Source organism: Leifsonia sp. Y862 (assembly GCF_057669585.1).
The window spans coordinates 281,030-300,811 of the sequence record NZ_JBYHFR010000003.1; the positions used below are offsets into that span (position 1 = coordinate 281,030).

The 19,782-nt window shown below is 64.4% G+C and carries 21 protein-coding genes; 16 read left to right on the forward strand and 5 right to left on the reverse strand.

Annotated features, from left to right (window positions below):
• Window positions 1-23: 23 nt before the first annotated feature.
• From AC25Z0_RS15615 to AC25Z0_RS15635, 5 genes are all read left to right on the forward strand, one after another.
• Window positions 24-1,781, forward strand: a complete 1,758-nt coding sequence (locus AC25Z0_RS15615; RefSeq protein ID WP_488133788.1) for a pyruvate dehydrogenase — start codon at window positions 24-26, stop codon at window positions 1,779-1,781.
• A gap of 91 nt (window positions 1,782-1,872) precedes the next feature.
• Entirely contained in the window at window positions 1,873-2,508 is a 636-nt protein-coding gene (locus tag AC25Z0_RS15620; RefSeq protein WP_488133789.1) for a hypothetical protein, read from the forward strand.
• Window positions 2,509-2,598: 90 nt separating this feature from the next.
• The gene (locus AC25Z0_RS15625; protein WP_488133790.1) at window positions 2,599-3,315 is read left to right on the forward strand and encodes a cyclase family protein; all 717 of its coding nucleotides are present in this window, start codon (window positions 2,599-2,601) and stop codon (window positions 3,313-3,315) included.
• Window positions 3,316-3,372: 57 nt separating this feature from the next.
• Window positions 3,373-3,996: an HdeD family acid-resistance protein gene (locus AC25Z0_RS15630; RefSeq protein WP_488121020.1), complete on the forward strand. Its 624-nt coding sequence runs from the start codon at window positions 3,373-3,375 to the stop codon at window positions 3,994-3,996.
• The gene (locus tag AC25Z0_RS15635) at window positions 3,993-4,268 is read left to right on the forward strand and encodes a hypothetical protein (protein WP_488121021.1); all 276 of its coding nucleotides are present in this window, start codon (window positions 3,993-3,995) and stop codon (window positions 4,266-4,268) included. Before AC25Z0_RS15630 ends, AC25Z0_RS15635 begins: the two co-directional genes overlap by 4 nt.
• A 32-nt stretch (window positions 4,269-4,300) precedes the next feature.
• Here the strand turns inward: AC25Z0_RS15635 and AC25Z0_RS15640 are convergent, their stop codons facing one another.
• Together AC25Z0_RS15640 and AC25Z0_RS15645 are read right to left on the reverse strand one after the other, a co-directional pair.
• Complete coding sequence (locus AC25Z0_RS15640; RefSeq protein WP_488133791.1) at window positions 4,301-5,425, reverse strand: epoxide hydrolase family protein; 1,125 nt, start codon at window positions 5,423-5,425, stop codon at window positions 4,301-4,303.
• Window positions 5,426-5,442: 17 nt separating this feature from the next.
• Window positions 5,443-6,042: a TetR/AcrR family transcriptional regulator gene (locus tag AC25Z0_RS15645; RefSeq protein ID WP_488121023.1), complete on the reverse strand. Its 600-nt coding sequence runs from the start codon at window positions 6,040-6,042 to the stop codon at window positions 5,443-5,445.
• 93 nt (window positions 6,043-6,135) lie between these two features.
• Here AC25Z0_RS15645 and AC25Z0_RS15650 point away from each other — a divergent pair, with 93 nt between their 5' ends.
• Complete coding sequence (locus tag AC25Z0_RS15650; RefSeq protein WP_488133792.1) at window positions 6,136-7,101, forward strand: zinc-binding dehydrogenase; 966 nt, start codon at window positions 6,136-6,138, stop codon at window positions 7,099-7,101.
• Window positions 7,102-7,215: 114 nt separating this feature from the next.
• On the opposite strand, the gene purB is transcribed toward AC25Z0_RS15650, so the two are convergent.
• Both purB and AC25Z0_RS15660 read right to left on the reverse strand, forming a co-directional pair.
• Entirely contained in the window at window positions 7,216-8,598 is a 1,383-nt protein-coding gene (purB, locus tag AC25Z0_RS15655) for an adenylosuccinate lyase (RefSeq protein WP_488121025.1), read from the reverse strand.
• Complete coding sequence (locus AC25Z0_RS15660) at window positions 8,595-9,122, reverse strand: low molecular weight protein-tyrosine-phosphatase (protein WP_488121026.1); 528 nt, start codon at window positions 9,120-9,122, stop codon at window positions 8,595-8,597. Before AC25Z0_RS15660 ends, purB begins: the two co-directional genes overlap by 4 nt.
• 164 nt (window positions 9,123-9,286) lie before the next feature.
• Here AC25Z0_RS15660 and AC25Z0_RS15665 point away from each other — a divergent pair, with 164 nt between their 5' ends.
• Both AC25Z0_RS15665 and AC25Z0_RS15670 read left to right on the forward strand, forming a co-directional pair.
• Window positions 9,287-9,571: a hypothetical protein gene (locus tag AC25Z0_RS15665; protein WP_488133793.1), complete on the forward strand. Its 285-nt coding sequence runs from the start codon at window positions 9,287-9,289 to the stop codon at window positions 9,569-9,571.
• Window positions 9,568-11,100 carry a hypothetical protein gene (locus tag AC25Z0_RS15670; protein WP_488133794.1) on the forward strand — a complete coding sequence of 511 codons (1,533 nt, stop codon included), beginning with the start codon at window positions 9,568-9,570 and terminating at the stop codon, window positions 11,098-11,100. Before AC25Z0_RS15665 ends, AC25Z0_RS15670 begins: the two co-directional genes overlap by 4 nt.
• Window positions 11,101-11,130: 30 nt before the next feature.
• Here AC25Z0_RS15670 and AC25Z0_RS15675 read toward each other — a convergent pair whose 3' ends face one another.
• Entirely contained in the window at window positions 11,131-11,523 is a 393-nt protein-coding gene (locus AC25Z0_RS15675) for a phage holin family protein (protein ID WP_488121029.1), read from the reverse strand.
• Window positions 11,524-11,670: 147 nt separating this feature from the next.
• Here AC25Z0_RS15675 and AC25Z0_RS15680 point away from each other — a divergent pair, with 147 nt between their 5' ends.
• The 8 genes from AC25Z0_RS15680 (at window position 11,671) to AC25Z0_RS15715 (ending at window position 19,759) form a co-directional block, all read left to right on the forward strand.
• Window positions 11,671-12,759, forward strand: a complete 1,089-nt coding sequence (locus AC25Z0_RS15680; RefSeq protein ID WP_488133921.1) for a histidinol-phosphate transaminase — start codon at window positions 11,671-11,673, stop codon at window positions 12,757-12,759.
• A gap of 31 nt (window positions 12,760-12,790) precedes the next feature.
• On the forward strand, window positions 12,791-13,891 hold the full coding sequence (locus tag AC25Z0_RS15685) for a thiamine pyrophosphate-dependent dehydrogenase E1 component subunit alpha (RefSeq protein WP_488121258.1): 1,101 nt from the start codon (window positions 12,791-12,793) through the stop codon (window positions 13,889-13,891).
• Window positions 13,888-14,883, forward strand: coding sequence for an alpha-ketoacid dehydrogenase subunit beta (locus AC25Z0_RS15690; RefSeq protein ID WP_488133795.1), 996 nt, complete (start codon window positions 13,888-13,890; stop codon window positions 14,881-14,883). The genes AC25Z0_RS15685 and AC25Z0_RS15690 overlap by 4 nt, the downstream gene beginning before the upstream one ends.
• A 92-nt stretch (window positions 14,884-14,975) precedes the next feature.
• A complete protein-coding gene (locus AC25Z0_RS15695; protein WP_488133922.1) occupies window positions 14,976-16,415 on the forward strand; it encodes a dihydrolipoamide acetyltransferase family protein in 1,440 nt (479 codons plus the stop codon).
• A 75-nt stretch (window positions 16,416-16,490) separates the two neighbouring features.
• Complete coding sequence (locus AC25Z0_RS15700) at window positions 16,491-17,435, forward strand: metal ABC transporter solute-binding protein, Zn/Mn family (protein ID WP_488133796.1); 945 nt, start codon at window positions 16,491-16,493, stop codon at window positions 17,433-17,435.
• Between the two features lie 85 nt (window positions 17,436-17,520).
• On the forward strand, window positions 17,521-18,348 hold the full coding sequence (locus AC25Z0_RS15705) for a metal ABC transporter ATP-binding protein (RefSeq protein ID WP_488121260.1): 828 nt from the start codon (window positions 17,521-17,523) through the stop codon (window positions 18,346-18,348).
• Window positions 18,345-19,232 (forward strand): metal ABC transporter permease, encoded by an 888-nt coding sequence (locus AC25Z0_RS15710; protein ID WP_488121032.1) that lies wholly within the window; start codon window positions 18,345-18,347, stop codon window positions 19,230-19,232. The genes AC25Z0_RS15705 and AC25Z0_RS15710 overlap by 4 nt, the downstream gene beginning before the upstream one ends.
• A gap of 101 nt (window positions 19,233-19,333) precedes the next feature.
• Entirely contained in the window at window positions 19,334-19,759 is a 426-nt protein-coding gene (locus AC25Z0_RS15715; RefSeq protein ID WP_488121033.1) for a Fur family transcriptional regulator, read from the forward strand.
• Window positions 19,760-19,782: the final 23 nt, after the last annotated feature.

Below are 19,782 nucleotides of genomic sequence, written 5' to 3' on the forward strand. Positions count from 1 at the left end.
TGTCACGAGCACATACTGGGCCTATGGCTAAGAGATCAGTCGCAGACCAGCTTGTTGCCCAGCTGCTCGATGTAGGAGTCCATCGTATCTACGGGATCGTCGGGGACAGCCTCAATCCCATCGTCGACGCGGTGCGTCGGTCTGGCGGTGCTGCGAAGGGCGGCATCGACTGGATCCACGTTCGCAACGAGGAGGCCGCGGCATTTGCGGCGGGCGCGGAGGCCCAGCTCACGGGCAAGCTCGCGGTATGTGCCGGGAGTTGCGGCCCCGGCAACCTGCACCTGATCAACGGGCTGTATGACGCACATCGGTCGGGGGCGCCGGTGTTGGCGATCGCCAGCCACATTCCGAGCAAGCAGATCGGGAGCGGCTACTTTCAGGAAACCCATCCCGATCGACTATTCGTTGAGTGCTCGAACTATTGCGAGTTCATTTCCACGGCTGAGCAGGCACCGCGGGTGATCAATTCCGCGCTGCGTCACGCCACCGGACTGCGCGGCGTTGCGGTCGTGACGCTACCGGGTGACGTCGCCGAATACGATGCCGTTGGCAGCTTTCCCGCGTTCGTCACACCAGGGGCACCCGCACTGGTACCGGCGGCAGCGGATGTCGCGCGCCTGGCTGACGCGATCAACGCGGCGTCGTCCGTGGCCATTTTCGCGGGCGCCGGCGTTGCGGGGGCGCACGACGAGGTCGTCGCGTTCGCTGACCTGATTGGTGCTCCGATCGGGCATTCCGTGCGTGGAAAGGAATGGATTCAGTACGACAACCCATTTGACGTGGGGATGACCGGCTTACTCGGTTACGGAGCCGCCCATGCCGGGATTCACAACGCCGACCTGCTGATTCTGCTGGGCACCGACTTTCCGTACGAGCAGTTCCTGCCCGACGAAGCATCAGTGGCCGTTGCGCAGATCGACTCCGATGTTGCGCATCTAGGCCGCCGAACGAGTGTGACGTACCCGATCCTCGGCGATGTCACAGCGACGCTTGCTGCCCTCACGCCACAGGTTAGACGGAAGAAGAACCGTTCATTCCTAAACGAGAATATAAAGAAGCACGACCGGTTGATGCATTCCGTTGTTGGAAAGTACACCGATGTCGACACTATGAAGCCCATCCACCCCGAGTACGCCGCGACGGTGCTCGACGATCTGTTGGCCGACGACGCCATCGTCACGGCAGATACCGGCATGTGCAATGTCTGGCAGGCGAGGTACATCACGGTCAATGGCAAGAGACGATTGATCGGTTCCTACCTGCACGGATCGATGGCTAACGCACTCCCCCAGGCGCTCGGCGCCCAGGTGGCGTACCCACAGCGCCAGGTGGTGTCATTATCCGGCGATGGCGGCTTGTCGATGCTGATGGGTGAACTCGTCACCGTCGCTGCGTACAAACTCCCGGTGAAGCTTGTCGTCTTCAACAATTCAACGCTCGGGCTGGTGAAGTTGGAGATGTTCGTTGATGGCATCCCGGCGTATGGCGTTGACGTGCCAGACGTCAACTATGCCGCTGTCGCGCAGGCGCTCAGTGTGTTCGGTCGACGGGTTGAGGATCCCAAAGACCTGAAAGGCGCGCTCACGGATGCGTTCGCCTACGACGGTCCGGCGCTGGTCGATATCGTGACCGACCCGCTGGCGCTGTCACTTCCGCCCACGGTCTCCGCCTCCCAGATCACGGGCTTCGCCCTCGCTATGACGAAGGTCGTGTTCAACGGGGGCGTCGGCGAGGCCGTGCAGATCGCGCGGTCCAACATCCGTCACCTGCCGGGTATGTGAGCCAAACGCGCTGTTGTTGAACGCACTCAGTGTTGTGGATTGCACGCTGTGTCGTTGCGCCGAACTGCGGGCGCCCGGCAGAGTTGACCCCATGGAGCCAACTTCGCACGACGTCCGCACCGTCATCGACGACCTGATGCAGCGGTTTGCGGCGCTGTCCGACGAATCGTGGGATGACCTGGCGCACAATCTGACGTGGACCAATCGGGAGACTGCAGCGCACGTCTGCGACGATCTGCTTTTCTACGCGCTGCAGTTGTCCGGCAGTCATCCGCCTCAGACGTCCTACGTCGAGTTCGTCGACCCACCGGCCTGGCGTGAGGGTGGACTCTCCACCGTGCTCTACCCAGACCCTGCAATGGGAACTCCCGGCATCGTCAGTTGCCTTGATGCCGCCGGCGGCCTGCTGAGTTCTGTTGTGGCGACGGCTCCGAGCTCTCACCGTGGCTTTCACCCTGCCGGCCTGTCTGATGCGTCGGGGTTTGCCGCGATGGGTATTGCAGAGGTTGTGCTGCATGGCTTCGACATCCTCACCGAGCAGGGCGTCGACTACAAGCCGGACGGCGCCATCGTGTCTCGGGTGCTCGACCGCATCTTCCCGGACGCTGCGCGCACCACGGATGCCTGGAGCGACCTGCTGCGCGCCACGGGACGGCACCCCGAAAGCACCACCACAGAGTGGCGCTGGAACTCCACGGTTCGTATCGCGCGCGCCGCCCTCGGCTGACACCGCAGCCCGCTCCCATCTAGCCAGGCCCATCTAGCCCGGCCCATCTCCCCTGTTCCATTGTCTGTGCCGTCTCGAACTGGAGTTACCGTGTCCCTACCCGCCGCATCCGCTGCCCGTGACCGAATCGTCGACCTGAGCCACACCATCCGCGCCGGCCTCATCACCTACCCAGGCCTTCCGGCGCCTGTGATCACCCCGCACCTCACCAGGGAAGAGTCCAGGCAGAAATATGCACCTGGCACCGAGTTTGCGATGGACACCATCACCCTCATCGGCAACACCGGCACCTACCTCGACAGTCCGTACCACCGCTACCCGGATGGCCCAGACCTCGCCGGGCTCCCCCTCAACACGCTCGTTGGCCTGCCAGCAGTGGTCGTGCACCTCGAAGTGGATGTCGCGGCCGGCCACCGCGGAATCGGCCCAGACAGCCTCGCCAGCGTCGGCCGCTCCCTCTCCGGAAGTGCTGTACTCCTGCACACCGGCTGGGATGCAAGCTTCGGAACCCCCGAATATGCCGTCGGGTCGCCGTTCCTCTCTGAGGCAGGTGCGCAATTCCTCGTCGACGCCGGAGTTGCCCTGGTCGGTATTGATTCCCTCAACATCGACGACACCGAGAGCGGCGGTGAACGGCCAGCGCACACGCTGCTGCTGGCCGCCGGCATTCACGTGGTCGAGCACCTGACCAACCTCGGCGCACTGCCGGAGCGCGGCGCCTTCTTCACCGCAGTGCCGCCAAAAATCGAGGGATTCGGCACCTTCCCCGTACGGGCATTCGGCCAGATTCCGCACACGGCATCCTGACACCTCACGAGACGTAGACTGGGTTGGTAAGAAACTCGTAACGAAAGAGGTCGCCGCGTGGCGAACGCCCCCACAGCATCCGCTCCCGGCTCACAGCCATCAGGTTCGCGACAGTCCGGCATGCCCTACTGGCCGGTACCGATTGTGCGTGCCGTCGTGGCGCTCATCCCGGCCGCGATCATCACGTTCAACCCCGATCACTCTGCCCAGTTCGGGCTGCTGGTCTTCGGTGCGTACGCACTGGTGAGCGGCGTCTTGCTGGCCATTCTCGGCTGGAGCAGCCTCAGCGGCGTCACCCGTCGCCTCACCCTGGTGCAGGGCATCGTTGGGCTCGTGGCCGGCGCCGTTGCACTTCTCCTGCACACCGGCGGACTCGCCTTCTTCCTGTACATCGTGACGGTGTGGGCGGCCGTTACCGGCTTCGTCGAGCTCTACAGCGGCATCCGCTCGCGTAGTCGCTCTCCGTTCGCTCGCGACTGGATCGCCGTGGGAGCCCTCACCGCCATCCTCGCGCTGATTTTCCTGCTCATTCCGCCGCATGCGGTCGTCTCTGTGGGACTGCTCGGTGCTTACTTCGTGATTATCGGCGTCTTCTTGATCATCGCCGGACTCTCCCTCAAATGGGCAGCAAAAGATGACGCATCCGCTGCTGCCTCAGCTCAAGATTCGGACATCCAGTGACAAAGAAGAACAAGCCAGCACCAAACCCCAATCAGTTTGAGCCCAGCAAGTCAGACCGGTTGAAGCCGGCCGAACTCGTTGGCCTCTCGGGCGTTTTGGGCCTGTTTGTCGGCCTCGTGCTGTTGCTCGTGACCCGCGACGTGATCTTCACGCTTGTCGGCTTCGGCATCACCTTCATCATCGTGCTGGTCGTCATCGCGATCTTCTCCCTGGGAATGAAGCCCGATGATGCTGAGAAGTCCGACCTCGACGAGCAGAACAAGGGCCACTAGCGCGCCACGCGCCACCTGTCCTGTCTTCTGCTTTACCGCAGCGGTCGTAGAAATTCCCGCAGGTCGATAGCGAGCAAGTCTGGCTCTTCGTGCGGTGCGAAGTGGCCGCCACGTGGCATTGTCGTATACCGTTCCACGTTGTACGTGCGCTCAGCCCAGCTGCGAGGGGGCTGCGTGAGATCGTGAGGGAAGACCGCGACCGCCGTCGGCACGTCGACGCGCCGAACACGCGGCGTCAGGCCGGTTGCGAACTCCCAGTATGGCCGGAACGATGTCGAGATCGAGTTCGTGAACCAGTACAGCGAGGCCTGCGTGAGCAGGAAGTCGTCGCTGAATCGCGCCGAGAGATTTCCATTGGAGTCGCTCCATGCCCGGTACTTCTCGACAATCCACGCGAGAAGGCCAACCGGAGAGTCAGACAGTGCCGGTGCGAGACTGAGCGGGCGGGTCTGTTGCTCGTGCTGATACCCACCCTCCGAGCTCACCCAAGCTTGCACCGCAGCCAGATACGCCTGCTCGTCACCGGTAAGTGACGCTGAATCGACGTCGACCGGAGCCGCAACGGCGAGAAGATGAATGCCGACGACCGCCTCAGGGTGTGCCTGTGCGAGTCGCGACGTTATCCCAGCGCCCAGGTCGCCCCCGTGGGCTGCATAGCGCTCGAATCCCAGCTCGTCGAACATCAGCTGGTGCCAAATCTCGTGAGTCTGCTCGGCGTGGGTCGGGCGCTGCGGTGAGAACGGGAACCCGGGTATGGCTGGCACGATGACGGTGAACGAGTCGGCCGCATCGCCGCCATGCGCGGACGGAGTGGCAAGACGTCGGGCCAGTTCGACGAGTTCGAGAGATGTGCTCGGCCATCCGTTCGTCAGCACGATCGGAAGCGCCCCTGGGGTCTCCGCCTCGAATCGCAGATAGCTGACGGCAGTGCCAGAGATCAACGCGCTGTGCCAGGGCAGTTCATTGATCTGGCGCTGCTGAGCCTCCCAATCGAAACCGTCTGCCCAGTACGACGCCAGGCGGCGGAGCTCCACCTGGTCGGTGCCAGCAGTCCAGCCGGTCACCGGCCACTCTGGCGCCCACCGAGTGCGCCGGAGCCGGTCACGCAGCTCGCTTACGTCTTGTCGAGGCACATCGAGTGAGAATCCAGGGGTCATCATGCAATTCTCGCTGCTCACACAGTTGGTGAGTCCCTCGGCGCACTGCCCTCGCGGAAAGCGTCGATCGCGAGGGCGGCGAAGCGTCGCGCTGCGGCCTCCCGATCGACGAGCAGCGTCGATGACAGCCCCCGTCCGGCCAGGAGGACTAGGACAAGGTCGTCAATCGTGAAGTCGTGACGAAGCTGGCCGTCCCGCTGCGCACGTTCGGCGAGCTCTGCGAGCAGTTGGAGCAGCGCGGAGCGATGTTGGGAGAACATCACCGCCTCCGGGTTGGCGGACATGAAAGCGTCCACGAAACCTTGGTTGCGCACATTCAGCACGCTGAGTCCTTCGATTACCGAGCGAAAGCCCCGCCACGGATCAGGGTCGGCACAGCCGGCCTCCACGATTCGACGACAGGATTTTCGTTCGTCTGCGAAGACCTCGTCGATCAGCGCCTGCTTCGTTGGAAATCGGCGGTAGAGGGTGGCGGGTCCCACTTCGGCATGGCGTGCGACCTCACGCATGGGCACGTCCAGGCCGCGCTCCGAGAAGAGTGAGCGCGCGGCTTCGAGAACCCGCTCGCGATTGTCCTTCGCGTCTGAGCGAAGCAGATGAGTCAATCGCTCAGCCATTGATCTCACTTTCGATAAGTGGACGGGGGTGTCCATTACTGTCCTGAGAGTACCGCAGGTTCAGGCAACGAAACGGAGATGATGGTGCGAGCAGTGGCAATTCAGCAATTTGGGAACCCGAGCGGCATGGCGGTGATTGAGGTTCCCGAACCGAGTCCGGCACCCGATCAGGTGATCATCACGACAGAGGCGATCGGGGTCGGTGGTGTTGACGCGGTGATCCGCCGAGGCACTCTCGGTGGCTACGGGTTCAGTGAGGGGCTGATCCCCGGCAGCGAGGTCGCTGGCACGGTTACAGCGGTCGGAGCAGATATCGATCCCTCATGGATCGGACGGCGCGTTTGGGCCTTCACCGGCACCGGCGGCGGTTACGTCGAACAGGCCGTGGCGCGGATCGGCGACATCGTGCCCCTTCCTGATGAGCTGTCGTCAATCGACGCTGTGACGCTGGGGAGTGCGGCGCCGGTCGCCCACTTCGCTCTCGCTCACGCCCACTTCGCACCTGGTGAGTCCGTACTCGTGCGCGGCGCTGCGGGCAGTATCGGTATCGCCGCCGTGGAGCTCGCCGTGCGTGGCGGCGCGAGCAGCGTCGCCGTGACCACTTCGTCTTCCGAGCGCGGTCGACGCCTCGGGGAGTTTGGCGCAACGCATGTGCTCGATCGCGCCGGAGACGGCGACCCCGAAGCTCCGGCCTCCTTCGACATCATCATCGACATTGTGGGCGGCCCAGACGTGCCGGCATTCATCGATCGGCTTGCCCCAAACGGCCGCATGGTCGTCGTGGGTGCGGTCGCCGGACTGCCACCTGCCGATTTCGGTATGCGCCTGATACTCGCGTTCCAGCAGTCGCGCTCGGTCGCCACATTCAGCCTCAACACGGTCCCGGTTGCAATGCGCGACGCAGTCAGAGCTGAGAAGTTTGCCGAGGCCGCTCGCGGCGAACTGCACCCCGTGGTGCACGACGTCCTATCCCTCGAAAGCGCAGCCGAGGCACACCGCCAAATGGATTCCGGTTCAGTTTTCGGGCGGATCGTCCTCGTCCCCACCCCCGCCCGCTAGCAGCGGCCCGTGGTTCAGACACGGCAGCAACGCCCGGCGGCTTGGCCGCTGTTGGCTGGGTGCATTGCGCCCAGCCAACAGTCCAGTCGCCGGACGAGCCGGCTGTACAACGAGCTACTTCAGGTAGTCGACCAGTGAGTCGGCCAGACCGACGTACAGCGCAGGGGTGAGCGTGAGCAGTCGCGCCTTGGCCTCCTCGCCGATTTCGAGGGCCGACACGAACGCAATCAGGTCGTCCTGGCCGATGCGCTTGCCGCGGGTGAGCTCCTTGAGGAGCGCATAGGGGTCTTCGATGGACGAGCGTCCGGCGCTGACCTCCGCGCGAATGACGGTCTGGATCGCCTCGCCCAGGATCTCCCAGTTGGAGTCGAGGTCGGCAGCCAGCAGCGTGCGGTCGAGATCGATCTCGCCGAGGCCGCGCACGATGTTGTCGATCGCGAGCAGCGAGTGACCGAATCCGACACCGATGTTGCGCTGGGTGGTGGAGTCGGTGAGGTCGCGCTGCAGGCGGCTTGTCACCAGTGTTGCCGCGAGGGAGTCGAGGATCGCGCTTGAGAGCTCGAGGTTGGCTTCTGCATTCTCGAAGCGGATCGGGTTGATCTTGTGGGGCATCGTCGAAGAGCCCGTGGCACCGGCCTGCGGGATCTGACGGAAGTAGCCCATCGAGATGTAGGTCCAGATGTCGGTGGCAAGGTTGTGCAGGATGCGGTTGCCGTGTGACATCCGCGAGTACAGCTCTGCCTGCCAGTCGTGAGACTCGATCTGGGTGGTCAGCGGGTTCCAGGTGAGGCCGAGGCCTTCAACAAACTCGCGAGACACCGTCGGCCAGTCAACGGATGGATCGGCAGCGACATGCGCCGCGAACGTGCCGGTCGCGCCACTGAACTTGCCGAGGAATTCGCTGGCAGTCACCTGGGCGCGCACCCGCTCGAGGCGGTAGACGAAGACCGCGAGCTCTTTGCCCATGGTGGTCGGCGTTGCCGGCTGCCCGTGGGTGCGGGCGAGCATGGCATCCGCTCGGTAGTCGAGCGCCAAAACCCGAATTGCCTCGATGAGGGCCGTGAACTTCGGCAGCCAGACCTGGTGCACAGCTTCGCGCACGGTGAGGGCATACGAGAGGTTGTTGATGTCTTCGCTGGTTGCGGCGAAGTGCGTCAACTCGGCGATGTGGTCAAGCCCGAGAGCGGACAGGCGGCGACGAACGAGGTACTCGACAGCCTTCACGTCGTGACGGGTGGTGGCCTCGAGCGTGGCCAGCTCGTCGATCTCGGCCTGGCCGAAGTCGGTGACGAGGGCGCGCAGGGCGGCCTTCTGCTCAGCTTCGAGCGGCGTTGAACCGAACAGGCTGCGGTCGGTGAGGGTGATGAGCCACTCGACTTCGACCTGCACACGAGCACGATTGAGTCCTGCCTCTGACAGGTATTCGCCCAGTTCGGTGACGGCGGCGCGGTAGCGACCGTCTAGTGGGCTGAGGACCTGTGGGGGTAGTGGACTCATCGGACTCCCTGTCTGATTGCTGGTGCGAGCTGCTTGAACAGCGCGAGGTTTGCACCTTCAATCATGCCTAAAACCGCGTCAAACATTGCATCGTCGGAGTAGTAGGGGTCAGGAACGTCGTGCAGGCTGGCCTGATTGGCGTCGAAACTCAGCAACAGGCGCACCTTGTTGCGGTCATGTTCGGTGGGGGCCCAGTTGCGCAAGACCCGTTCCTGCGAGCGATCGAGAACGACAACGAGGTCAAGATCGGCGAACCAGGCCGGGTCAAACTGCCTGGCGCGGTGGTGGCTGCCGTCGTAGCCCTTCTTGGCCAGCGCCGTGATGGTGCGCGCGTCGGCCTGCTCCCCCACGTGCCAGTCGCCGGTTCCGGCCGAACTCGTCGTGATGAGTCGACCAAGGCCCGACCGGGTGACGAGATCGCGAAGCATCACTTCGGCCATGGGTGACCGGCAAATATTGCCGGTGCACACGAAGATGATCCGAAATGGCGTCGACTCGTCTGGGCTGAGCGCCTCAAAACTCATTTCTCCATTGTGGGGCACATGAGCCTCCTCCACACCTGCTGATTTTCGCCGCGTCACACGCAATATCCGCACGGCGTAGGCGCAGTAGGGGCGTTGGACAGACTCGGATGCGGGAACGATGAGAAATCGGACGAGGAAGATAACCGGTGGATGGTGCAGAAAGCTTGTTTTTTGGCGATGAAGCGCAGGTTCGGGTCGAGCAACTCGCGGCGCTCCGCCGCCAACGGATGCGACTGGGAGCACTGTGCGATGAGGTGGACATGGCGCGACGGGTGTTCGGCTCTGCGGATGGCGCCGACGGCCTCCGCTCCTGGCGCTCCCCGGCCGCGCGGGGCTACGTGGCCAGGCGACGTGAACTGGCAGCCGAGCTCGACCGGTCAGCGATGCTGATGAATGACGCGCTGGCGGCGATCGAACGAGCAATTATCGAGCTGAAGGCTCTGCTGTGAACGACGACACCTTGGTGCTCTCCGGCGGCGGCAGCACGGCTGTGGCCACCGACGAGCTCTTCACCGAGTTGGCCGTGCTTGAGCTCCTCCGCGGTCACTGCGAGGTGTGGCGCTCCGAGCTCTCGCAGATTCGGGGCATGCCCGTGCCCGGCGCTGCCGTACCTGCCCCGGCCTGGACCAGGGATGACAGCGAGTTCGCCCTCTACGCCGCAGCCAGGGCGCTTGACGGGCTCGCAGAGCTGAGCGGGGCGCTGTCCACGGCCCTGAGGGATGCGGCGGAGGGCTACGGCGACGCGGAACGCACCATCGCGCTGCTCACTCGACTGGCCGGGGCGGGTTTCGGCTATGTCTTCGGCGTGCTGTCTCCGGTGCTGGCGGTGCTCGCGCTCCCTGCGCTGACCTCCCTGCTTTCTGGCTGGTTTATTGGCACACTCATTGCCGGTCAATCAGGTCACAGCGGTCAAACCGGGCGCAACGGCGACGCAACGCAGCTCGCGGACGTGCTGACACACAATCCGCGCCTGCTCACCAACCCGGAGCTCGTCGCAGCTGTCAGGGTGCTGGTGTCGTCGATCGACGACGCTGCTGCCGGTTTTCTGCGGATACCGCAGCCGCTGCCCACGCTCCTCGGAGACGAGGGCATCGGGCTGCTTGGCGCATCGACGTCGGCTGCCGGGGTGCTCTTCGCTGCGAACCGCATGGGTGTCATGCGCGAGACCGCGGTGACCGCGGTTCCCGTGGGGCGCAGCCGGACCGTCGTCGCCCCCGTCGGCGTGCATGGCCTGGCTGAACGGATACCCCGGGCGTCGACCGACAGCCCGCAGGTGCGGATCGAACGCTATGGGCCGGTGGATCGGCCCGGCTGGGTCGTGTACATCGGCGGAACGGTGGACTGGAGCGCGGTGCCCTCCAGCGAGCCCTGGGACCTCACGTCCAACATCGCCGCTGTCGCCGACCACAACGCCGGCTCGTACCGCGCGGTGGTCGAGGCCATGACGCAGGCTGGAATCGGCCCTGACGACCCTGTGGCACAGGTTGGTCACTCCCAGGGCGGGCTGATTGCAGCGCAAGTGGCGGCATCCGGCGATTTCAACACCGTCGCTGTCCTGACATTCGGGGCGCCGGCCGGCCAGGTGGCGGTTCCGGATGCCGTGCCGATGCTGGCCGTTGCCCACACCGACGACCTGGTGCCGGCGCTCGGCGGCACAGCCAGGGACGCAACCGCTGATTCGAATGCCCACCTGCTGGTGCGGCGGGAGGCGTACGCCGACAGCCAGGTACCCACCGACGTTTCACTGCCGGCGCATGGCATGGCCACCTACGTGGAGACGGCGCGCCTCATCGACGAGTCACGCGAACCGCGGCTCGTGGCCTTCTCCGCAGGAATAGCGGCGCTCGTGGGCGCTGGGACAGCGACCATCGGGCCCACGAGTACGGGGACCGCAAGTACGGGTGCCGCAAGTACGGGTGCCGCGAGCACGGGATCCGTCACGTCGTGGCGTGGAATCCGTGCCTCCGGTGACCGCTAGCGGCCTAGGAGATACCGGCCCAGGAGATACCTAGGAGACGGAACGCGAGACCGGGCGCACGATCAGGCCGAGGATCCAGCTGATGATGCCGAGCACGATGGCGCCGAGTACGCCCCACCAGAACCCGTCGACCTCAAGCCCGAAGCCGAACCAGCTGGAGATCCAGGCGGCGAGCAGCAGCAGCAACCCGTTCACGATGAAGGACAGCAGCCCGAGGGTCAGGACGTAGAGCGGGAACGCGAGCACCCGCACGAATGTGCCGATGACGCTGTTCACGAAACCGAAGATGAGTGCGACCAGCAGGTAGGTGACAATCACCGCAAGCGTGTCGTCGGCGTACGGCACAATGCTCACCCCGGCGACGATGACGCTCGTCAGCCAGAGTGCAACCGCGTTCAGGATGAGTTTGATCAGGAAGCCCATACAGCCACACTATTCCACCTCGCAGCTTATGGGCCGGCCACGACAGTATCCGCTGGCCGAGATATCGGGTCGAGATATCGGCATCCGTACATACGGCTCTCAGAATATTGGGACTTGTAGACTCGCCGGGTGAGCCAACGTGACCCGATGACCGTCCGACTGCGCCCGGAAATCATGGCATTGCCTGCGTATAAGCAGGGCAAGCCTGCTGCTGCCGACGCCTTCAAGCTCTCCAGCAACGAGAATCCGTTCGAACCTCTTCCCTCCGTCGTGGCCGCGGCCTCTGCCATCACGTCGTTCAACCGCTACCCGGATGCCACGGCGCTGGCCGTGCGCGAACGCCTCGCCGACCGTTTTGGCCTCTCTGCAGACGAGGTACACATCGGCTCAGGGTCTGTGGCAATCCTCGCCCAGCTCCTCCTGGCGGCGGCGGGAGTTGGCGACGAGGTCGTCTACTCGTGGCGTTCGTTCGAGGCCTACCCGAGCCTCGTTGCGGTCGCCGGCGCGACCAGCGTTCAGGTGCCGAACCGGCCAGATCACGGCCATGACCTGCCGGCCATGGCCGCAGCGATCACCGAGCATACCCGGGTCATCATCGTCTGCAGCCCGAACAACCCAACGGGCACCATCGTCACCGCTGACGAATTCGACGCATTCATGGAACTCGTTCCGAGTGACCTGCTGGTCATTCTCGATGAGGCATATATCGAATTCGTGACGGAGTCCTCGGCTGTCCGCGGTCCGACGCTGCTGTCGCGCTACCCCAACCTTGTCGTGCTGCGCACCTTCTCGAAGGCATACGGACTCGCGGGCCTCCGAATCGGCTACGCGCTCGGCGCCGAAAGAATCCTCGATGCCGCACGCTCGACGGCCATCCCCCTGTCGGTGACCGGCCAGGCCGCTGTCGCCGCAATCGCTTCCCTCGACGCGGAAGACGAACTGCTTGAGCGAGTGGCGATTCTCGCCGCGCGGCGCGAAGAGCTCTGGGATGGCCTCACAGCCGCGGGCTGGAACATCCCATACCCACAGGGCAACTTCGTGTGGCTGCCGACCGGTGAGGCGACCAGCCAGATCGCCCAGCAACTCGGAGAGGCCGGCCTCGTCGTTCGCCCATTCGCGTCTGAGGGCATCCGAGTGTCCATCGGCGAAGAAGACGCTGTAGGAAAACTTCTACAGATCTGCACAGAGATTGTTGATGGCCTAACAACAGGCCACCCAGCACGGAAGCTAGGTTAGTACGGTGGCAGGCACCCCAAACATCGATCCCATGGTCCAACTCCTCTCTCACGAGGGAAAGCTGGTCACGTCAGAACGGTCGGCAGAATTCTTGCCATACCTCGAGCGACTCGGCGACGACGACTACCGTCGTATGTACCGTGACATGGCGGTCGTCCGTCGGTTCGACCTGGAAGCCGCTAACCTGCAGCGCCAGGGCCAGCTCGCCCTCTGGGTGCCAAGCCACGGCCAGGAGGCAGCCCAGGTCGGGTCAGCGTATGCGACCAAGCCCCAGGACCACGTGTTCCCCTCGTACCGTGAACACGTCGTCGGCATGATTCGCGGAATCGACGTCGTCGACATCCTGCGTATGCTGCGCGGCGTCACCCTCGGCGGCTGGAAGCCGGAAGAGCACGGCAACTTCCACCTGTACACCCTGGTGCTCGCCTCCCAGACGCTGCATTCCACCGGTTACGCCATGGGAATCCAGTTCGACGGCGCAACGGCCACCGGCAATCCAGAGACCGACCAGGCCGTCATCGTCTACTACGGCGACGGTGCATCCTCTGAGGGCGAGGCCAACGAGGCGCTCCTCTTCGCGGCCAGTTACCAGACCCCGCAGGTGTTCTTCCTGCAGAACAACCAGTGGGCGATCTCGGTTCCCGTCTCCCGACAGTCCCGCACGCCGCTGTATCTGCGCGCCGGCGGATTCGGCATGCCAGGCACCCAGATCGACGGCAACGACGTGCTCGCCAGCTTTGCCGTGACATCCAAGTCGATGGACGACGCCCGCTCCGGCCGTGGCCCGTCACTCATCGAGGCGATGACCTACCGCGTTGGCGCGCACACCACGGCCGACGACCCCACCAAGTACCGCGATCCAGCCGAGCTCGCGGCCTGGGTGGAGCGCGATCCGATCGTGCGATTCCGTCGCTACTTGGAGGGCCTTGGCGCCCCCACAAAATTTTTCGACTCCGTCGACGAAGAGGCCAGCGATTTCGCCGCGGATGTTCGTCGCCGCGCCCTGGAGATTGTCGCGCCAGAGAAATCGGTCATTTTCGACAATGTCTACGCGGAACCGCATCCGTTGATTGAAGAACAGAAAGCCTGGCTTGATCGCTACGAGGCTTCATTTGAAGGGGACCAGGCATGAGTGACGTTCAGGTGACGTCGGCGAACCTCCCCATGGCCAAGGCGCTGAATGCCGGGCTTCGGAAGTTGCTGCAGAACGATTCGAAGGTCCTGCTCATGGGCGAGGACATCGGGCTGCTCGGTGGCGTGTTCCGGGTGACAGAAGGCCTGCTCGCCGAATTCGGCGACAAGCGCGTGCTCGACACCCCACTGGCAGAGGCCGGTATCATCGGCACCGCCATCGGAATGGCGCTTCGCGGCTACCGTCCGGTGTGCGAGATCCAGTTCGACGGATTCGTGTTCCCCGGCTTCAACCAGATCACCACCCAGCTGGCTCGCATGCGCAACCGCCACGAGGGCGGCGTCAGCATGCCAGTGGTCATTCGCATTCCGTACGGCGGACACATCGGATCGATCGAGCACCACCAGGAGAGCCCGGAGACGTACTTCGCGCACACGCCGGGTCTGCGCGTGGTCAGCCCGTCGAACCCGCACGATGCCTACTGGATGATGCAGGAAGCGATCGCCTCCGACGACCCCGTCATCTTCTTCGAGCCCAAGAGCCGCTACTGGCCGAAGGGTGAGGTCGACTTCACGGCCAGCGGAATTCCGCTCCACGCCAGCCGCGTGGTGCGCACCGGAACCGACATCACGGTCGTCGGTCACGGCGCCATGATCAGCGTGCTGCTCCAGGCCGCCGATATCGCGGCCGACGAGGGCATCAGCATTGAGGTCGTCGACCTGCGGTCGCTCTCCCCCGTCGACTACGGCCCGATTCTGGCATCCGTTCAGAAGACCGGTCGACTGGTCATCGCCCAGGAAGCGTCCGGATTCGTCAGCCTCGGCTCCGAAATCGCGGCAACGGTCACAGAGCGGGCGTTCTACTCGCTCGAAGCCCCCGTGCTTCGGGTGTCAGGGTTCGACACGCCGTTCCCCCCTGCTGCGGTGGAAACACACTTCCTGCCCAGCCCTGACCGCATCCTCGAAGCCGTGGATCGCGCTCTCTCCTACTAGCCACATTGGCCTGCTACTAGCCAAACCGGGTCAGTTTCGCCCAGCATGAACGCACCCCCTGCACGAACGCAGATCTGTAAGAAAGGCACATGATGAGCCTGTCAAAGTTCACCCTCCCGGATGTCGGCGAGGGCCTCACCGAAGCCGAAATCGTCTCCTGGAAGGTCGCCCCTGGCGACACCGTGACGATCAACCAGGTGCTGGTCGAAATCGAGACGGCCAAGTCGCTCGTCGAGCTGCCGTCGCCCTATGTCGGCGTTGTCGGCGAGATCCTGGTCGCCGAAGGCGAGACAGTGGATGTCGGCACCCTCATCATCACCATCGATTCGGGGACCGAAACGGGCGCCGGCGCGGCAGCCACTCCCCCGGCCGTGAATGCAGCGGCAGCCCCGGCCGCTTCCCCGGCCGCTTCCCCGGCCGCTCCCCCGGCTGCTGACCTCCTCGAAGCGGCAGCGGACACCGCCGCCACGATCTCCAACGAGAAATCGGACTCGTCCGACGAGAAGCAGGGTGCGATGCTGGTCGGCCACGGCAGCTCGGCGACGATGGCGACTCGCCGAAAGCGCCACGAGCCGCAGGCGGTGGCCCACGAAACCATGTCCCCTCCCCCTGTGCACACCGAGCAGCCTGCCGCAGTTCCGCTTCCCGTGTTGCCGCCCAAGGCATCCGTTGGACCGGTGATCGCCAAGCCGCCGATCCGCAAGCTGGCCAAGGACCTCGGTGTCGACCTCGCTCTGGTGACCCCGACGGGTCCGATTGGCGACGTCACGCGTGACGATGTGCTGCGCGAGGCGAACCAGGCCAGCGTGTTCCGCAACATCCAGACCCCTGAGTGGCCGGAAAGCCGCGAGGAGCGCATCCCGGTCAAGGGCGTGCGCAAGGCCATCGCCCAGGCCATGGTGTCGAGTGCGTTCACGGCACCTCACGTGAGCCTGTTCGTCGACGTCGACGCCACCAGGACCATGGAATTCGTCAAGCGACTGAAGACGTCGACCGACTTCGCCGGCGTGAAGGTATCGCCGCTGCTGATCATGGCCAAGGCCATGATCTGGGCCGTGCGCCGCAACCCCACCGTGAACTCGAGTTTCACCGACGACGAGATCATCGTTCGCCACTACGTGAACCTCGGCATTGCTGCCGCCACTCCACGGGGATTGATCGTGCCGAACATCAAGGAAGCCCAGGACATGAGCCTGCTTGAGCTGGCACAGTCGCTCGAGCAGCTCACGATCACGGCCCGCGACGGCAAGACCACGCCGGCGCAGATGTCGAACGGCACCATCACCATCACGAACATCGGTGTCTTCGGCATGGACACTGGCACGCCGATCTTGAACGCCGGCGAAGCCGGAATCGTGGCACTCGGCACGATCAAGCAGAAGCCGTGGGTCGTCGACGGTGAGGTGCGTGCCCGTTTCGTCACGACGATCGGTGCGAGCTTCGACCACCGCGTGGTCGATGGCGATGTGGCCAGCCGCTTCCTTGCCGATGTCGCCAGCATCATCGAAGAGCCGGCACTGCTCCTCGAGTAGCCGTCTTTGACAATCATTCTCAATAACCGTATTCTCGGAGAGTCCCGTTCTGCTCTTTGAAATAGGTATTCCACGGTGAAACGTCGTTTTCCGCTCCTCCCAACGCTTGTCATGGCATCCGTTCTGGCTTTGACCGGCTGCAGCGGCAGTGCCGATGACAGCGCAGAAACCGACGACGGCACCATCAGGGTGGTGGCGTCCACCAACGTCTATGGCGACATTGCCGCCCAGGTGGGCGGAGACCTGGTCTCTGTCACCTCGATCATCGACAGCCCTGACAAGGACCCGCACGAGTACGACGCGGATGCCCGCACCCAGCTGGCCCTGTCGAAGGCCGACCTTGTCATCGAGAATGGCGGCGGTTACGACGACTTCGTCGACACCATGCTCTCGGCATCGGGCAACACCGATGCTGTCGTGTTGAACGCCGCAGAGATCTCCGGATACGACCAAGACCCGGCCGACGGCGAGTTCAACGAGCACCTTTGGTACGACTTCCCGACCGTCGCCGCGGTGGCAGAGGAGATCGCGGTCGCGCTCTCCGACCTCGATCCGGCCAACGCCGCAACGTTCGAGTCGAACGCACAGGCCTTCGTCGCCGAGATCGGTACCCTGCAGGCGCAGGAAGCCCAGATCAAGTCCGACCACGGCGGCACAGGGGTCGCCATCACCGAACCGCTGCCGCTCTACCTGCTCGAAGCCAGTGGGCTCGTCAATAAGATTCCCGATGAATTCAGTGAGGCCGTCGAGCAGGGAACCGACGTGCCGGCCACCGTACTGGCCATGGTCACCGACCTCCTGGGCAATGGCTCAATCGGTGCGCTCGTCTACAACGCGCAGACGTCTGGCTCGCAAACGGATGCCGTCATCGAGGCCGCAGACGACAACGACGTTCCCGTGGTCGCGTTCACCGAGATCCTGCCGGCGGGCACCGACTACATCAGCTGGATGCAGGCGAACCTCGATGCGCTCGCTGGGGCGCTTGCAGGAGCGCCGTCCCCAGCCCCCGCGGGGAAGTAACCTGCCAAGGATGACTTCTTCCGTCCCCTCCCCCGCCGCGGCTGGTCGATCCCGCTTCGGGACGCCCTCAGGGTCGGTGCTGCGCATGCGCGATGCCGAACTGAAATTCGGCGATCGCACGCTCTGGAGCGGCCTCGACCTCGACGTGCACGCCGGCGAGTTCATTGCCGTTCTTGGGGCGAACGGGTCTGGCAAGACCAGCATGCTCAAGGTCATCCTGGGGCAGAACCAGTTGAGCTCTGGCGAGATCTCGTTCCTCGGCCACCCCATCACCAGGGGCAGCCGCCAGATCGGCTATATCCCGCAGCAGAAGCTGGCCGACGACGGCACTCCCCTGCGTGCCCGCGACCTCGTCGCGCTCGGGCTGAACGGCCACGTCTGGGGGCCGCCGTGGCCATCGAAGGCGCGCGATCGCAAGGTTGACGAACTGCTGGAAGCCGTCGGGGCGACCGACTACGCGAAGGTGCCGATCTCCACCCTCTCTGGTGGAGAACAACAGCGGCTCAGGGTCGGCCAGGCGCTGGCCGGAGACCCTCGCCTGCTGCTCTGCGACGAGCCGCTCATCTCACTCGACCTGAACCACCAGGCAGGCGTCAGCGAGCTCATCGACCGCCACCGCCGCGAACGCAATCTTGGCGTCATGTTCGTCACGCACGACATCAACCCCATCCTGGGCATGGTCGACCGTGTGCTCTACCTGGCCGGCGGGTCATTCCGGATCGGCACCCCAGACGACGTACTGCGCTCCGACGTGCTGAGTGACCTCTACGGCTCGCCGGTCGACGTGATCCGCACCCGCGGTCGCGTGATCGTGGTTGGCGCTCCAGACAGTCCACACGGCCTGCCAGACACCGATGGTGCCGCGCACCACGACGACACCGCAGCCACCAGGCCAGAGGAACGACTTCCGTGATCCCCTTCGACGCCTCGGACGACCTCTGGTCGCAGATCTTCAACTTCGCCGACTACGGCGAACTGCTCGCCCTGCTGCAGAACTCCATCATCGCCGGAGCGGTGCTTGGCGTCGTAGGCGGCCTGATCGGCGTGTTCGTGATGTCGCGCGACATGGCATTCGCGGTGCACGGCATCAGCGAACTGTCGTTCGCCGGGGCATCAGCTGGACTGCTGTTCGGCATCGGCGTCGTCGAAGGATCTCTCATCGGCTCGATGATCGCGGCGCTGTTGATCGGCATACTGGGGGCGAAATCACGCGACCGCAACTCGATCATCGCGGTGCTGATGCCGTTCGGGCTGGGGCTCGGCATCCTGTGCCTTGCGCTGTATCCAGGACGAACCGCCAACAAGTTCGGCCTGCTGACCGGCCAAATCGTGGCCGTTGACAACCCGAGGCTCGAGTCGCTCATCGTGATCTCGATCATCGTTGTCGTCGGACTCCTGATCGTCTGGCGCCCGCTCACGTTCGCCAGCGTCGACCCAGCCGTGGCCGCAGCCAAGGGCATCCCGGTGCGGGGCCTCTCGATCTTCTTCATGCTGCTGCTCGGCCTCGCCGTCGCCGTCTCAGTGCAGATCGTCGGTTCGCTCCTCGTGCTCTCGATTCTCGTGACCCCGGCGGCCGCAGCGCTCCGGCTCACCTCCTCCCCCGTCATCGCGCCGCTGCTCAGCATGCTGTTCGCCGTCGTCTCGCTCGTCGGGGGCATCATGCTCGCGCTCGGCGGGTCGATTCCGATCAGCCCGTACGTCACGACAATTTCGTTCGCGATCTACGTGGTCTGCCGGCTGATCGCGGCATCGAAGGCGCGCAGGGGCTTGTCTGGCCGGGTGCTTAGCCCGGCATAGGGCGCGGAGGATTACGGTTATACGTAACGCCACTGCCGGCAGCGTCGCTGCCGGTTACGCCGCCAAATGGGGCGTATGCAATTTATGGAATAGGTAACGACATGGCAGTGAAACGGAACACCTGGCAACGGGATGCCGTTCGGGAAGCGCTCGATTCCACGAGTGGATTCGTCAGCGCCCAAGCCCTGCACGCCACCCTGCACGCGACGGGATCGCCCATCGGCCTTGCGACGGTCTACCGTGCCCTGTCCGACCTCGCCGCCCAGGGCGAAGCCGACTCCCTGCAGTCTCCAGACGGCGAAAGCCTCTACCGCGCCTGCAGTTCTGACAGCCACCACCACCACCTGATCTGCCGCAACTGCGGTCTCACGGTCGAAATTGAAGCGGATGCCGTCGAAGAGTGGGCGCGCAGCGTTGCCGCCGAGCACGGCTTCACCCAGGCCGCCCACGTCGTCGACGTCTTCGGGCTCTGCGCTACGTGTTCGGCTCGAATGGCGACCGCAACAGGGATGACCCAAGTCGAGTAAACCTCGCTATTCTCGATGCACGG